Source organism: Sphingobium sp. KKT206 (assembly GCF_055640555.1).
The window spans coordinates 145,922-159,712 of record NZ_JBVMWC010000003.1; the positions used below are offsets into that span (position 1 = coordinate 145,922).

General features: G+C 63.4%; 15 protein-coding genes and 1 pseudogene. 5 read left to right on the forward strand and 11 right to left on the reverse strand.

Translation table 11 applies throughout. The annotated features are described in order from the left end of the window. Positions 1 to 303 precede the first annotated feature (303 nt). The 3 genes from ACZ2HM_RS23795 to ACZ2HM_RS23805 form a co-directional block, all read right to left on the reverse strand. The gene (locus ACZ2HM_RS23795) at positions 304 to 657 is read right to left on the reverse strand and encodes a DUF3768 domain-containing protein (RefSeq protein ID WP_017183254.1); all 354 of its coding nucleotides are present in this window, start codon (positions 655 to 657) and stop codon (positions 304 to 306) included. Beyond that, positions 654 to 1,622: a hypothetical protein gene (locus ACZ2HM_RS23800; protein WP_011950468.1), complete on the reverse strand. Its 969-nt coding sequence runs from the start codon at positions 1,620 to 1,622 to the stop codon at positions 654 to 656. The genes ACZ2HM_RS23795 and ACZ2HM_RS23800 overlap by 4 nt, the downstream gene beginning before the upstream one ends. 81 nt (positions 1,623 to 1,703) lie before the next feature. Continuing rightward, on the reverse strand, positions 1,704 to 1,844 hold the full coding sequence (locus ACZ2HM_RS23805) for a hypothetical protein (protein ID WP_174703678.1): 141 nt from the start codon (positions 1,842 to 1,844) through the stop codon (positions 1,704 to 1,706). Positions 1,845 to 2,388: 544 nt separating this feature from the next. Here ACZ2HM_RS23805 and ACZ2HM_RS23810 point away from each other — a divergent pair. Next, positions 2,389 to 2,991, forward strand: a complete 603-nt coding sequence (locus ACZ2HM_RS23810) for a GNAT family N-acetyltransferase (RefSeq protein ID WP_011950469.1) — start codon at positions 2,389 to 2,391, stop codon at positions 2,989 to 2,991. Between the two features lie 81 nt (positions 2,992 to 3,072). On the opposite strand, the gene ACZ2HM_RS23815 is transcribed toward ACZ2HM_RS23810, so the two are convergent. From ACZ2HM_RS23815 to ACZ2HM_RS23830, 4 genes are read right to left on the reverse strand one after another with little or no spacing between them, the layout of a single operon-like run. Beyond that, the gene (locus ACZ2HM_RS23815) at positions 3,073 to 5,352 is read right to left on the reverse strand and encodes a nitric-oxide reductase large subunit (protein WP_011950470.1); all 2,280 of its coding nucleotides are present in this window, start codon (positions 5,350 to 5,352) and stop codon (positions 3,073 to 3,075) included. Between the two features lie 20 nt (positions 5,353 to 5,372). Continuing rightward, a complete protein-coding gene (locus ACZ2HM_RS23820; RefSeq protein ID WP_011950471.1) occupies positions 5,373 to 5,843 on the reverse strand; it encodes a membrane protein in 471 nt (156 codons plus the stop codon). Beyond that, positions 5,843 to 6,121 carry a TehB family protein gene (locus tag ACZ2HM_RS23825; RefSeq protein WP_011950472.1) on the reverse strand — a complete coding sequence of 93 codons (279 nt, stop codon included), beginning with the start codon at positions 6,119 to 6,121 and terminating at the stop codon, positions 5,843 to 5,845. The genes ACZ2HM_RS23820 and ACZ2HM_RS23825 overlap by 1 nt, the downstream gene beginning before the upstream one ends. After that, positions 6,118 to 6,582 (reverse strand): globin domain-containing protein, encoded by a 465-nt coding sequence (locus ACZ2HM_RS23830; RefSeq protein ID WP_171010603.1) that lies wholly within the window; start codon positions 6,580 to 6,582, stop codon positions 6,118 to 6,120. The genes ACZ2HM_RS23825 and ACZ2HM_RS23830 overlap by 4 nt, the downstream gene beginning before the upstream one ends. 160 nt (positions 6,583 to 6,742) lie before the next feature. On the opposite strand from ACZ2HM_RS23830, the gene ACZ2HM_RS23835 reads away from it, so the two are divergent. Both ACZ2HM_RS23835 and acpP read left to right on the forward strand, forming a co-directional pair. After that, positions 6,743 to 7,396, forward strand: a complete 654-nt coding sequence (locus ACZ2HM_RS23835) for a Crp/Fnr family transcriptional regulator (protein WP_129927364.1) — start codon at positions 6,743 to 6,745, stop codon at positions 7,394 to 7,396. A gap of 673 nt (positions 7,397 to 8,069) precedes the next feature. Then, positions 8,070 to 8,274, forward strand: a pseudogene (acpP, locus tag ACZ2HM_RS23840) (acyl carrier protein). 6 nt (positions 8,275 to 8,280) lie between these two features. Here the strand turns inward: acpP and ACZ2HM_RS23845 are convergent. Further along, positions 8,281 to 9,057, reverse strand: coding sequence for a Mom family adenine methylcarbamoylation protein (locus tag ACZ2HM_RS23845; RefSeq protein WP_011950475.1), 777 nt, complete (start codon positions 9,055 to 9,057; stop codon positions 8,281 to 8,283). 259 nt (positions 9,058 to 9,316) lie between these two features. On the opposite strand from ACZ2HM_RS23845, the gene ACZ2HM_RS23850 reads away from it, so the two are divergent. Both ACZ2HM_RS23850 and ACZ2HM_RS23855 read left to right on the forward strand, forming a co-directional pair. After that, positions 9,317 to 9,811, forward strand: coding sequence for a Ros/MucR family transcriptional regulator (locus tag ACZ2HM_RS23850; RefSeq protein WP_017183261.1), 495 nt, complete (start codon positions 9,317 to 9,319; stop codon positions 9,809 to 9,811). A gap of 28 nt (positions 9,812 to 9,839) precedes the next feature. Then, entirely contained in the window at positions 9,840 to 10,388 is a 549-nt protein-coding gene (locus ACZ2HM_RS23855; protein WP_011950477.1) for a hypothetical protein, read from the forward strand. Positions 10,389 to 10,447: 59 nt separating this feature from the next. Here the strand turns inward: ACZ2HM_RS23855 and ACZ2HM_RS23860 are convergent, their stop codons facing one another. From ACZ2HM_RS23860 to ACZ2HM_RS23870, 3 genes are all read right to left on the reverse strand, one after another. Next, the gene (locus ACZ2HM_RS23860) at positions 10,448 to 11,251 is read right to left on the reverse strand and encodes an N-6 DNA methylase (protein ID WP_011950478.1); all 804 of its coding nucleotides are present in this window, start codon (positions 11,249 to 11,251) and stop codon (positions 10,448 to 10,450) included. 100 nt (positions 11,252 to 11,351) lie between these two features. Beyond that, positions 11,352 to 12,563 carry a hypothetical protein gene (locus tag ACZ2HM_RS23865; protein ID WP_017183263.1) on the reverse strand — a complete coding sequence of 404 codons (1,212 nt, stop codon included), beginning with the start codon at positions 12,561 to 12,563 and terminating at the stop codon, positions 11,352 to 11,354. Beyond that, positions 12,560 to 13,771, reverse strand: coding sequence for a helicase HerA domain-containing protein (locus ACZ2HM_RS23870; protein WP_017183264.1), 1,212 nt, complete (start codon positions 13,769 to 13,771; stop codon positions 12,560 to 12,562). The genes ACZ2HM_RS23865 and ACZ2HM_RS23870 overlap by 4 nt, the downstream gene beginning before the upstream one ends. Positions 13,772 to 13,791 lie beyond the last annotated feature (20 nt).

Genomic DNA, 13,791 nt, shown 5'->3' on the forward strand with positions numbered 1-13,791 from the left:
ATTTAAGGGCAAAGCAAGGCCGTTGATTTCGTTGGATTTCTCATCTCACAATTAAGGGCTACGCGACAAATAGCGACGCGGATTGTCGCCCTTGACGATGCGCGAGAGCGGCAGCGTGGCGCAGCTCGGTTCTGGAGTGCTCAAGACGGATCTCCTCGTGGAATGGGAAGGCCGGGTCGGCCGGGGTCGCGTGCCTTCGGTTCTGCGAGCCTCACGCTCGCCTTCCCCCTCCCCTCGCGCGGCCCGGAGGGCTGGAAGAGCGCGCAGTCGATTTCGAAAGGTTGGATTTGCCCGCGGACGCGGTCAGTAATCGTCGGCGAGCATGACGGTGAGGACGCGCCGAGTGATCGAGGCATCTGCCGGGTCTTCGGAGCCGCACTCGAGCGCCATGTCGTAATAATCGATCTTGAAGAGGACTCGCTGCCCCTGCAGGTCGAAGGCGCCGAAGTCGCGTTCGGGGCCATCACCCGGCTGGAACGCGTAACGGCGCACGGCCGCAAGCAACGCGGCCTGGGCGAGTACCTCAGCGATCCCCTCGCCGTCGCCTGAAAGCCGGGCGAGACAGTTGCGCGTGACCATGATCCGCGCGTTGGGGTCGAGGCCGTGCCGGCAGCGATCGTTGAGCTGGGTGATGCGTTCGGTGACGGGGACTGTCATGCTGCCTCCAACAGGCCGGCGTTGAACATGTCGAGCCACTCCGCCATTGTCGGTCGTTCGGGGAGCGGGACGTGCCCTGCCACGTCCTGGAAGCGGATGAGATCGGCCGGCGCATCGCGGATGATCGCGTCGATGTCGGCCGCAGGGAGCAGTTCTTCGGCGCGGATGAAGTCGGTCATTCGGCCCGGGCGGGTCGCAGTCGAACGGCGCCAGAGGCCTTCGACCGTGCGCAGGCGTGGAGCTGCGCGCGCTTCGACAAGGACGATGAGCCTGAGGCACCAGGAAGGCAGCGCTCGGACCTCGTCGGGCTTCATCGCCCCGCAGATGAAACAGCTCGATTTTGGTGGCACCGGCAGACCTGCGGCCTCTATGCGCGCGATGCAGGCGGCGCGGTTCCAGCCCCATTCGCGCAAGGGGTAGCGGCATTCGAACAGATCGTTCGCGATGGCGGACGCATGGTTATAGCGGCGCGTGTCGGCGGGCGAGGCATCATACCCGATGAGGCGTATGACCTTCTGGCCTCTGGCCCAGGCGGCCTTTGCCGGCTCCCATTGCTTCAGGAAAGCGTCCTGCGGAGCCACTTTCCACTTAAGACTGCAGCTGTGGCGCCCGAGGCTGATGCTGGGGAGTGTGGCATTGGTGAGGACATTGGCCAGCAGGTCGTAATAGGGCGGCCAGTGCTTGAAGCGCTTTGGCGTGTAGCGGACGGTCTCGTAGCGGATGCCGCGCGCGGCCATCCACGCCGCCATCATCTCCTGATAGACATAGGTCTCCGGCTTCTCGATGCCCGGGTCACCGGTGATCACGAGATCAGGCGGCGTGCCGCGGCTTTCGAGCTCGACGAGGAGCGCCGTGCTGTCGACGCCGATGCCATAGGCAAGCACGACGGGAGCCGGCTCGGCGACGCGGATATAGTCGATGTCACGGGGCCGCGCGGACGGCGCGGGGCGATCGCTGGCCAGCATGGGAGTCGCTCCGGTCTCGCGCAGCCATTCTGCGCGCCCGGCTCCCTTCCCCTCACCTCTCTGCCGTAGTCGCCGCCCGCTTTAGTCGCTGTCCTGCAGGCAAGATGTGCGATCGTAGAGGTCGAGATGACCCCCGAACTCGGCCGTTTGCGCCGTTGTCAGGTCGCGGTGGTCGTCGGCCTCTGCGGTGCTGGCCATCTCGATCATTGGATGGACGGACACGGGCGATGGCTCGTTTCGGGACGGCAATTTTACGTCGGGCTGCCCTAAGATAATGCATGTATCAAATGATGCCGGAATCGATGGATGACCGGCCTTCGCTGTCCTATAGAACTTTGTGCGAAGCGCCGAGTGCGTAGTTTGTGTGTCGGTTTGAACAAGTCCGCCGAGATGAGCATAGATGGCTGAACGTAGAATGAGCTAAGCGGCTCGATAGCGTTGCGTCAACCTGGGGCGCTTGACGTCTCGATTGTCGCAGAAGCGGTCGTTCAAGGGCTAGGATAGACCGGTAGAGAGGACCCGGCTCTTTGGACAACTCTATTATTGCAGTCCGAACCTCTAACCACGACTTGTCTGGCTAACTCGCCTGTGCCCATCAACCGGAAGTCGAAATCGAGGAGATGCTCATTGCCGCTTTTGAGCCTTTCAGGCTGCGTTGTCTCGAAAATCAGCGTTTCCGAGACCAAGCGATATATCAACGATTTTCGCCCTCGCCCGTAAACTGATCTGCTCGTCCAACCGGCATCAGGTTTTGATAGGATGAGGCATGGCTAACGAACATGAGTTGGTTGCCGATTCAAGAGTTGTGGCGACTTGGATCGAAGGATGGACCATTGCCCGCGAAACGCCGCCTCCGGTCGAAGATCACGGTGGTTTCAGAGTCGATGTGGGATGGCCGCAACAACGGACGCGCTATGTCTTTACCGATATCTCGCCGGCCCTGCACGAATTGGCCACCACGATCGAGGAGCCGTGGGTTTTTTTGAAAGCTTGTGTCTCGGCGACAGCAATGCGCGTCGCCTTACCAGAACACTGGGTAATACAGCCACCGGGCTTCATGATGAAATATCGGCGCATCATGCCCGGCGATTCCGCGCCTCCTGACGGCTATCTGCTCGATGCGGCTGAACCTCGCCCCATTGTAATCGTGCGGGCGCTTACTCCGAGCGGCGCGCTGGTCGCAATCGGACGTGTCGTTCGCGTCGGTGAGTTTGCCATATACGATCGGATCGAAACCAACGCCGCTCATAGACGGCGCGGCCTCGCGCGAACCGTCATGAAGAAACTTGAATCCATCGCGCGCATCATGGTGCGACGCGGGAGGTGTTGGTCGCCACTGCAGAGGGTCGCGGTCTCTATGCATCCTTAGGATGGGAATTGCATTCCCTCTACACCACAGCAGTCATTTTACGGGCTGACTGATATCCACAAATCGGCACGTAGGTGTTAGTCAAACGCTCTGTTCGTTCGCCTTTGCAGTAGAGGCGGGTACTTCCGGTATGGGCCGAAGCCATTGCAGCGCGACAAACGCCGTCAGCAGCAGCGCGCCAGCGGCAAATACCACATCGCCGGGGGTGCGCATCCACACGAGGAAATGGATCAGCGGCCGATCCATAAACGCGGCCGACCGCGCATAGGCGTAGCCATGATCGAGCGCCGCCTGAAGTTGCAGCACGCCCATCGGCAGCAGCGTGAGCAGGGCCATCAGGGCAAGCCCGATGTTGAAGCACCAGAAGCTCGCGCGTAGCCAGCCTTCGTTCCAATGGATATGATCGCGCAGGCCGCGCAGGCAGAAGAGCATCAGGCCGATGCCGAGCATCCCATAGACGCCGAAGAGCGCGGTATGGCCGTGCAGCGGGGTCAGGTTGAGTCCCTGGACGTAATAGAGCGCGATCGGCGTGTTGATGAGGAAGCCGAACAGGCCGGCGCCGACCAGATTCCAGAAGCTCACCGCGAGGAAAAACATGATCGGCCATTTGTAGCGCGCCATCCACGGCGTCGCGCGACTGTGCGACCAGGTGTCCATCGCCTCGAGGCCGATTAACGCGAGCGGGACCACCTCAAGCGCGGAGAAACTGGCGCCGAGCGCCACGCCCGCCATCGACGTGCCGACGAAATAGAGATGGTGGAACATGCCAAGCACGCCGCCCGACAGGAAGACGATCGTCGCGAACAGCACATTGACCGTGGCCGTGCGGCCGCGCACCAGCCCCAGCTTTACGAACAGGAAGCTGATGACGGCGACCGCGAAAATCTCGAAGAAGCCCTCGACCCAGAGATGGACCACCCACCAACGCCAATACTCAACCTCGGACAGGTGGCTGCGCGCGCCATACATGAGCCCCGCGCCATAGAAGAGACCGATCGCCACCGTGGAGAGGAACAGCAGGCCGACGATCGAGGACATCTCATCCCGGCGCCGGATCGCGGGCCAGAGCGCGCGACCCACGAGGAAGAGCCACAGCAGCAGGCCGATGAAGAGGTATATCTGCCAGAACCGGCCAAGATCGACATATTCCCAGCCTTGATGCCCGAACCAGAAGTTTTCGGTGAGGCCCATCTTCTGCATCACCGCCAGCCATTGTCCGGCGAACGCGCCGACGACGATGACGATCAGGCTGACGAACAGGAAGTTGACACCGGCGCGCTGCCACGGCGGCTCATGGCCGGAGATGGCGGGCGCGATATAGAGGCCGGTGCCGAGCCAGGCCGTCGCGATCCACAGCACCGCGAGCTGGGTGTGCCAGCTTCGAGTCAGGCTGTAGGGTAGCCAGTCGGCGAGGTTGATGCCGTAGAAATGCTGGCCCTCGACCTGATAATGCGCGGTCGCCGCCCCCAGGCCGATCTGCGCGAGCAGGAGCGCGATGACGATCCAGAAATATTTGGCGCTGGCACGCATCGAGGGTGTCAGAACGATCCCCTTGAGCGGATCGGCCGCGGGCGGGGTGAGCGGCGGTTCCTTGCCGTGCCAGACCGCATAGTGCCACGCGAGAAGGCCGATGCCGGCGAGCATGAAGAGGATGCTGAAAAGCGACCACATGAAGGTGCCGGACGTGGGCACGTTGCCGACCAGCGGTTCGGAGGGCCAGTTGTTGGTAAAGCTCACCATATCGCCGGGCCGATCGGTCACGGTCGCCCAGGCTGTCCAGAAGAAGAAGGCCGCGAGTTCCCTGCGCCGCGCCGGATCGGGAAGTGTGTTCTCCTTCATGGCGTAGGCGACGCGCAAATCGCGCGTTGCCGGGTCAGCGGAGAACAGGCTGTCATAATGCCTTGCCACGCCGGCGATCGCTGCAGCGCGCGCGTCGCTGATCGTCAGCGTGCCGGTCGCAGCGTCATAGGTGTTGGCACGGAAGCCGGGACGTAGCTCGGCCTGCAAAGCCGCCTTATCTGCCAGCGACAGCATGTCGAAGCTGGCCGCGCCCTTCGTGCGGGCAACGGCGTCGAGCTGGGCCAGCGCCTCCCGGTGCAGCCAGTCGGCGGACCAGTCGGGCGCGATCAATGCGCCGTGACCCCACACGCTGCCGAGCTGCTGGCCGCCCATCGACTGCCAAACCTGTTGGCCGGTCTCGATATCGTCGCGTGTGAAGACGGTGCGCCCGGAAGCGGTCACGACCCGTTCGGGGATCGGCGGCGCGGTACGCATAAGGTCCGACCCGAGCCACAGCATCACCGCGAATCCTGCGAAGATGACGGCAGCCAGGCCGATCCACAGCCGTTTCGTCGTCGACATCGTTCCCCGTCCCTCTTCCTTTAGAAAAGCCCGTGACTGCCGCCGACGGCGCCGATCAGCGCGATGACCGATGCCGCCAGCAGCAGACGGTGCATACGCTCCATGCGTGCGAAGTCGGCCGCCGGATCGGGGGAAGCGGCCATGCGGCGGTGCAGATAAAGCGGCTCGATGACGAACAGCATGGCGACGAACACCAGCCAGATCGCCACCATCGCTTGCATCCACCAGAGGCGGGGATCGGCGAAACGCTCCCACAGGTCCGCCCGCCAGGTCATCCAGAAGCCGCTAGCGCCGGCAAGGAGAACCCACAGCCGAGCCTGCGGCGCGAAGCGGCCTTCGATCCGGTGAAATGCCGCCAGCCTCTCAGCGGGCGGATTGCCGGCACGCACGGCCGGCATCAGCACCAGCGTCACGAAGGCGACGCCGCCGATCCAGAACAGGACGGCGACGACATGGATCACGCGCGCAAGAGTGAAATCGTCCGCGATCATCAGCTCTTCGGGGGCGGCTCATGGTAAAATTCGACCTGCATCCGCATCGGACCCAGCGGGGTCACGAAATGCGGCTGCTGCGGTTCGATCAGACCGGGATGACCGGGCTTCAGGATGACTTCCGACGCCGGCTCGAGATAGGTGAGCTTCAGTTCACCTTCGAGGACGCGGATCAGTCCCCACACCCCCGCCTTGGTGTCATGGCGCGCGCGCAGCGCCGCCGGCAATGTGTCCTGATCGAACACCGGCGACGAGCTGTAGGGCGCCGGCCCCGTCATGCGGCCTGGGCCTCGTCATAAAGCTCGGCCTCGCGCGCGATCAGAATGTCGGCGAGGAACCAATAGGCTTCGCCCCATGCCGCCAGGATTTCGTCCGTCGCGGCCTCGCCCAGGATGTCGCGAATGGCCGGCAGCAAGGCATTGGCGACCGCAGGATAATGCTCTGGTTTGATATGGGTATCGACGTGCCGCCCGGCGATCCGCTCGATCGCCGGTTTCAGGACGTCGAGCTTGTCCACATTCTGGGCGAACGCCAGGATCGCCGCCGCAAGGCGCTTGGGTTGCGCGCCCGACTCCTGCGCGGCCATGTCGAACAGCGCCTTGATCTCGGGATCGACAAATAGCCGCTGATACATGCGCGTGGTGATGTCCACGCCATGCTGTTGAAGGGCTGGCGCCGTCGCTTTGACCAACGTCATGGTTTGGGGAGACAATGCTTTGGTCACGACGATCCTCTTCATGATAACAGTTTGCTTGTAGAGGCTGTCGGTGCGAGCCGGTTTGCGCTGGCGCAAACTCGGCTCTGTTATTTCGACTAGATCGACCCGAACGAGAGAAGGCAGGAGGCAAATCATCGTTCAGACCCGAGGCCTTGCTTCACACCTGAAGATTATCGGCGCGGTGGAGCTATTTCGCGATCTGCCTCACGAAGCGCTGGTGCATGCCCATGCCTGCGCACGCATCGAACGATTGCCAAAACATGCGAGGATTTTCGAGCAAGGAGCCCGTGCCGAGCGGGCCTATGCGGTGGCGAAGGGCAGCGTGAGAATCATCCAGACCGGCAGTGATGGCGGGCAGGCGATCATTCGCTTTATCGGCTCCGGCGAAATGTTCGGAACAGTGCCTCTCTTCACTGACCACCTTCTTCCGGCGGACGCGATCACAGCGGAGGCGTCGGTCGTCCTCAGTTGGAGCGAGGCGGATATAGTAGTGCTGATCGGCATATATCCGCAGGTGTCGCTGAACGTCATTCGAGTGATCGGGACGCGGCTTATCGAACTTCAGGATCGGGTCCGCGAGTTGGCCACCCAGCGCGCCGATCAGCGTCTCGCCCGTGCGCTCCTGCGCCTGATCCGTAACGATGGTGGCGACGAGGTAGCGTTCCCGCTACGTCGTAAGGACCTGGCGGAGTTCTCGGGAACGACCCTTCACACTGCGAGCCGAATGCTCTCCGCCTGGGCCAGGGCCGGCCTGCTCACAAGTATCGGACGACGCATCCTAATCCATGATCGTACTGCTCTGGACTCCCTCGCAGAGGGCAGGCCACTCCTCTAGCAATTGGGGCGTTAACTTGATGAAAACCGCACCCCGGCCAATTTGCCTCACTGTGGCCCGCATAGAATTATTGGCTTTGGCGGCGACAGCCGCGCTCACGATCGGCGCGACTGCGCCGATAGCCGCGCAGTCCTCTGACCAGAAGCCGGCAGCCCCGCAACCGCGCATGTTATATCTGCCAGGCCGCGGCACTGTTCTTGTTCAGCCCGCGCCGACAGACGATCCTCGCGCGGTTGCGCGCACGGTCATCGTGCCGGGCTACGGCGAGGTCTATACCGTGCCTGTGCGGCCGAAAGACACTCGAAGCCCGAGGCAGCGTTGCGTTGACGAGGAGATAGCGCGCGAGGGAGGTTCTCCCTCCGCGTTGGCGATGGGCGCAATCGACCTGAAATACAGCCAGCGGTAACGGCCTAACCTGGGGAGCGGATAGCTCATGTAGGCCGCATGCGTCTCGAAATTCGAGCGTTTTAGAGACGGGTTGGTTTAATTGTGCAGCCTCAGAGTCACCCCGATCAGCCGGGGTTCGCTCGGAGTGCCGACGATCAGGCCGCTATTGCCCGCCTGAACTGTCAGGTTCTGCATGTAGACCTTGTGGAACAGGTTGCGCGCAGAGCACGAGCCCGCTCCGCGGGAGGGTCGCTTGGGGTGACGTAGCCATCGGGTCAGCGATTTCGTGGCGCATCAGTTTGGCGCCGACCGCGAGAAAGTAATGCCCAACGCCCATTTCATTGATGATCTCGGGGCAGACAGCCTGGATGTCGTCGAGCTGGTCATGGCGATCGAGGAAGAAATTCGGAATCGCGATCCCCGATGCCGACGCGGAGAAGAACCAGACGGTCGGTGAGGCGATCACCTATGTCGAAGGCGTCAAGGCCTGAGAGCGATCACGGCCCCGGCAATAGTTTAGGATAGGGCAACCGCGGGAGTGCGCGGCCCTGTCGGCGCGCGTTGCGGGTGAGCTCGAAGCAGTAGGTGAAGAGTCCGGATTGGCGGTGGCGGGTCAGGAGCTGCTCGGCCTGAAGGCGGGCGAGCCATGCGGCTGGGCTCTCGCGCAGGCCGGGCGCCGGTAGACCGAGGCGGACGATCTGGTCGATGGCGCCATCCATCCCGCGTTCGCGGAGCCGGATCTTCGAAAGCGTCCGATCGGAGATCGTCTGGCCTGCGGCGCGAAGGACTGTACGCGGGCGCGTGGTGCCCCGGTGCGCCCCGGAAAGAGCGGCGTAAACCCGGCCGGTATGCCCGAATTCGGGGTCGCTGTAGGAAACGACGGCTTCGATCGCTGGCCGCGCCTGGCGAAGCAGTCGGAAGGCCCGTGCGCAAAAGAAGCTTTCCCCGTTCTGCGGGACCCGGTCGAGAAGAATCAGGCGTGCGAGAACGCATCCCTTTGCCGGATCGGTGAAGCCCGTGTGCCGGGTGATGACGGCGTCGGTCGCGGGAACCGCGAAGACGGCCACGCCTGCCAGGACCGCGCGGAGTCCAAAGAGGCCGACTGCGACCTGGGCTGCCGGATAGCTCGGCAGATAATGATGCTCGGCGATGAACGTACGCGCTACGGCGTGATCGATGATGTCGACCGAATAGGCCTTCGGATTGATGATGAGAGAGTCCGTCGCCCATAAGGCGCGGCGTTCCCGCCATCGCTGGCTTCGTGAGGTCTCCATGTCCTGGCTCCCGGGTGGAAGGGGTCGAAGGCGCTTGGCCTCCGACCGGTCTCCCCGGCCCATTCCCCTCTTCTTTGGACATGAATCGACATGAAGGGATTTACGGAATGTTCGGGTTTGGACGCGATCAGATATCGTACGTCCCTGTTTGGCGCGGGTGAATAGGTGCTCCTGTGAGCCTTTGGGAACTTCACAGGGCGCCATGTTCCCGGTAGCGAATAGTCTTCCGGGTTCTTCAACCAGAGAAGGCAAGATCATCATGAGCGACGTATCGGAAAACGATAGCACGCTGATTACCCTGACCGCTGATATCGTCGCGGCGCATGTGACGAACAACAGCGTGGCGGTGGCGGATTTGCCGTCCCTGATCCAGAATGTTCACGGAGCGTTGAGCAATCTCGGCAAAAGTGAAACGGCGCCCGAGACAAAGCAGGAGCCGGCGGTATCCGTGCGTGCCTCGGTGAAACCTGACTACATCGTCTGCCTGGAAGACGGCAAAAAGCTCAAGATGCTCAAGCGTCATCTCATGACGCACTATCAGATGACGCCGGCGGACTATCGTTCGAAGTGGAATCTTCCGGCCGACTATCCGATGGTCGCGCCCAATTACGCCGAGCAGCGTCGCACGCTCGCCAAGAGCATCGGACTTGGCCGCAAGCCCAAGGGGTCCAGCGCTGCCGCATCGGCAAAGGCGACGAAATCTGCGCCGGTTCGTCGCGGAAGTCCGAAATCCACCGAAGGGCAGCCCGCCTAATAGGACTTCCTCTGGGGAGACGGCCGGTTTGGAAAAGGGACCATCGGATCAAGATATTTCGACGCGGCGCTCGACAACACCTCCGGGGCTGATCGAGACTCGCACCCCGTCCTATCCCGGCACGGAGGCGTCGGTTGGTACGGTCATGACCTTGGCCGACGCCTACTGGGATGCCGCGCACAGGCTGCTGCCGCAGATCGAGAAAGGCCGGAGTGTCTCGTCCACCCCGGCTAGGCTGTGCGCCATTCAGTCGATCGAGACTTACCTCAATGCGTTTCTGCTCTTTCATTCGGTCGATCGAAAGCAGGTCCGGGGATTGCAGCATGATCTCGCCGAACGGACGCGGTTGGCTGTCGAGAAGGGATTGTCTCTCCGGCGCCGTACCGCGGAGCATCTGGTCCGATTGAGCGATCAGCGCGATTATCTCATGGTGAGATATGGGCCGGAACAGCTCAGCGATCTGTCCGAAATCAATCGGATGTTCGCCACGCTCAAAGAGATCGCGGAGAAGGTGCGGGCAGCGATTTTCGAACAGCCCTATGATCGCTCTGACCGGAGGTTCCGGGTATATTGGTGATCCAGAGCCCGCCTCAGAGTGTGATGTCCAGAGCCGAGGCGCGCTGGCGGGATTGCAATTCAGAATAGGGTCAACTGCTCGCCGACCGTTCTGGTCCTTGGCTCTTGGGCTTGCTTATCGTGGGTTGTGCGTTCCGGTGTCGTTTCAGTAAAAAATCGCGGGGGTTGTTCGACCAAGCGTTCCTGGCTGGCAAGCCTGGCGCCCCAGCCGCCGAGGATGTGGGCCGGCGTGAACCAGTGTTCGCGGACCTCGTTGCTGAGAGAGTTACCAACGATCACGTGGGCCGGAATGTGGAGCAGCGAGAACTGGATATAGCCCATGTGTACGGCGCGTTGGTCGATATCGATCGCCGTCACGTGGAGATGGCGCTGATAGTTGATCCCGGCGGCGCGCATCGCTTCGGCGAGAGCAATGACCATGGCGCCGGCACCGCAGGCGGGTTCCATCGCGCTGACGAAACCCTTGTCGTCGATCAGCGCCAGGGCGTCCTTGGCATCGCCAAGCGTGACCTGTGCCATCATCTGGCAAACCGGATAGGGCGTGAAGAATTGCCCACGGTTCTTGTTGTGGATCTCGAGCGCGGTGAAGATGCTCCCGAGGACGTCCCCTGGCGCTTCCTCCAGTGCCATTGTGATCTCTCCGAAGACGCGAGGGAACATCTCGATGGTGTGCTGCTCATATCGTCCCACGATCTCGAGATAGCGCGCCTCGCGCGTTTCCCGGGATCGGCTGTCGACGCTGTTCGAGATGCTGATCGCTATGAGCTCCATGCAGTCGGAGAAGAGCGTGTAGCGGTCGTGACGATAGCAATGCGCATCGAAGAGTTTCAGGACGTTCCTGATGTGTCGATCCTGCGGCGGCATGAGAGATCCCCGGTCACGGGGCCGCTTCGCGCGGCATCGCGACGTTCTGATTGGCGGGCGTGGAAGGGCTCGGGCGAATGGCTCGGCGCCCGAGCCCGGGTCAGTTCGTGGCCAAGAGCGCTTCGAGCGTCACGGCGCGGCGCGGCCGGCGGCCGAACTGATAGCCATGGTTGGTCGCGTATTTGCTGAGCGACATGGCCTTGCGGTTGAGCGCCACCGCGAGATCGGCGAGCGACACACCGGTGTTGAAGGCGACGTCGAGCGCGCGCGTTTCATCGTCGCTGAAAGGCCGAATGTAGCCGTGGACAAGGCCGAGGCTATTCGCGCGCGAGGTGAGCGCAGCTTTGGTCCGTCCCAGGCTTGCCGCCAGGACCTTGGTCGGGACACGGCCATAGTCCGCACGAAGGCGCGCCTCGTCGGCCTCGGTCCAGTCCGGACCAAGCCGCCAGCCATTGCGGTTGGCATGAAGCCCGCGCAGGCCCAGATATTCGGCGCGGTGGCGCAGCGATCCAGCGGTGCGGCCAAGCTGGCGGCGCAGCGGGGTGAGACTCGTACCGTCGATGTAGGCCTTGCGCAGCAGGGCGTCTTCTTCCGGCGTCCAGGCCCTGCCCCAGCCGCGGCCATAGCCCAGCTTGCGGATGGCGAGGCCGAAGCCGCGGACCGTGCGTTGGGGAAAGCCTTCCTGGCCGAGCATCCCGACGATCGCCGTGTAGCGATGACCCGCTTCGGCCAGGTCGAGAGCCCTCGCCGTTTCCGCCTCCGACCAGTCCGGCGGATGGTTCGCATGCACGATGCCGAGAGCTCCGGCCCGGCTGGATAGGCCGCCGAACGGCCGGCCGATAAGGGTGGCGATCTGCGCCAACGGCACGCCGCGGCGATAGCCTTCGACGAGCTGGGCGTCCTCCCAGGGCGTCCATTCCGCCGGATTACCCTCGGTTAGGTCGAGGATCCTGGCGCGGGCATAGACCGCCGAGCAGGATCGACCGAGGTCGGAAGCTATGGCCGCCGTGGGTTCGCCGCCGTAGCGCCGCGACAGTTCCGCATCATCGAGTTCGGTCCATGTCCGCGTGGAATTGCGGCGGAGCCCGAGCAGCGCAATACGTTCGGCGACCGCTGCCCTGCCCCGGCCGATTGCCAGCGCGATGTCGGCGATCGCGGTGTCCTCGAGGAAGAGCGCGCGCAGCCGTTCGCTCTCCTGCGGTGTCCATGCATCGGCCCGATAGGCCATCTCGCGCAGCGGCGTGGCAGGCAATACCAGCCTTGGCGCGGGTACCAGCTCGACGATGTCGGCATCCAGATCGAGCGGTTTCATGCCAGCGCCACCACGGGGATGTCGCTGATCTTGGCGCGGAGGCGGGCATGAAGCCGGGCGATGCGATCCTCGCCTCGAGGCATCGTGTCCACCGCGGAGATGGCGGCGAGCATGTCGAGGGCGTTGTCGACGGCTTCGCGCGGGGCACCGATATGGCCCGCAAGATCGTTGGCGGTCGTGGCGTTCGGCGCGATGCTCTTGAGCGCGCCGATGATCGAGGCCGCGTGCGGCGCGGAAGGATCGAGGAGGAAGGCATCGAGCGCCCGGGTGCCCTTGAGCGTCAGAGCCGCATCGCGCGAGCCGTTCGAGACCTCGCGGAGAGCCGACAGGTCGAGCAGCTTCTCCGCTTCTTCACTGTCGACCGCAGCGGCCGCGGTGAGCCTTGGCGTCGCGCCGAGATGCTCGGTGATCGTCTCTTCCATATGGGCGAGGACAGGCAGCGGCGACATCGCTGGGCCCATCGCGAAGAACTCACCGGGCGCGAGCTTTCGCAGGGCATCGGCCTCCTTCGCCGAGAAACCGAGGAGATCGGCCGCGCGCGCGATGTCGCGATCGAACACGTTGAGGCCAACGAGGAAGTTCTGCAGCTCCGAGATCACCGAGGATGAGAGCTTGGCGAGGCGCTGCGTGGCGATGACCGGGGCGATGCCGCGCTTGCGGCCGCGGGCACAGAGGTCGGTCAGCGTGGCAACGCCAAGGCGCCGGGTCTCGGCATCGCGGGCCGATCCGGCATGATGTGGCGCGAGCAGATGGCCCTCGTCGATGCAGACCAGGACGGTATGCGCCCAGTACTCGCGCGGCGCGCCGATCAGTCCGGCGAAGAGCGCCGCCGCCTTGATGATCCGCTGGTCGGGATCGAGATCGGTGAGGTCGACGTGAAGCGACAGGCGGTGCTGCCTGGCGCGGGCCGCGGCTGCCGTCAGGCCATCGGAGGTCAGCTCGCAGCCCTTTAGGGAGGTTGCGCCGATGTGGGCGGCGAGATTGCCGAATTCGCCTTCGGGATCGACGAGCACGATTGTCGTGAAATCGAAGGCCTCCTCGATAATCTTGCGCAGGGTTCTGCTCTTGCCCGCGCCGCTGCTGCCCTGGATGAGCAGCCGCCCGGCGAGCAGGCGTTCGAGGTTCAGCATGAGCGAGCCACGGCTGTGCCTGCCGATCGGCACGGACCATTGGTCGGCGGAGGGGTCGATCTGTACGACTGTTGCCATGGTGGGATCTCCTGGGGCTT

Bases quoted from the DNA above. Each gene is read 5' to 3' on its own strand.
- ACZ2HM_RS23860 (WP_011950478.1), bottom strand. From the start codon at position 11,251: ATGCCGCCGCAGGATCGACACATCAGGAACGTCCTGAAACTCTTCGAT.
- ACZ2HM_RS23865 (WP_017183263.1), bottom strand. From the start codon at position 12,563: ATGAAACCGCTCGATCTGGATGCCGACATCGTCGAGCTGGTACCCGCG.
- ACZ2HM_RS23815 (WP_011950470.1), bottom strand. From the start codon at position 5,352: ATGTCGACGACGAAACGGCTGTGGATCGGCCTGGCTGCCGTCATCTTC.
- ACZ2HM_RS23795 (WP_017183254.1), bottom strand. From the start codon at position 657: ATGACAGTCCCCGTCACCGAACGCATCACCCAGCTCAACGATCGCTGC.
- ACZ2HM_RS23870 (WP_017183264.1), bottom strand. From the start codon at position 13,771: ATGGCAACAGTCGTACAGATCGACCCCTCCGCCGACCAATGGTCCGTG.
- ACZ2HM_RS23845 (WP_011950475.1), bottom strand. From the start codon at position 9,057: ATGGAGACCTCACGAAGCCAGCGATGGCGGGAACGCCGCGCCTTATGG.
- ACZ2HM_RS23820 (WP_011950471.1), bottom strand. From the start codon at position 5,843: ATGATCGCGGACGATTTCACTCTTGCGCGCGTGATCCATGTCGTCGCC.
- ACZ2HM_RS23830 (WP_171010603.1), bottom strand. From the start codon at position 6,582: ATGAAGAGGATCGTCGTGACCAAAGCATTGTCTCCCCAAACCATGACG.
- ACZ2HM_RS23810 (WP_011950469.1), top strand. From the start codon at position 2,389: ATGGCTAACGAACATGAGTTGGTTGCCGATTCAAGAGTTGTGGCGACT.
- ACZ2HM_RS23825 (WP_011950472.1), bottom strand. From the start codon at position 6,121: ATGACGGGGCCGGCGCCCTACAGCTCGTCGCCGGTGTTCGATCAGGAC.
- ACZ2HM_RS23850 (WP_017183261.1), top strand. From the start codon at position 9,317: ATGAGCGACGTATCGGAAAACGATAGCACGCTGATTACCCTGACCGCT.
- ACZ2HM_RS23800 (WP_011950468.1), bottom strand. From the start codon at position 1,622: ATGCTGGCCAGCGATCGCCCCGCGCCGTCCGCGCGGCCCCGTGACATC.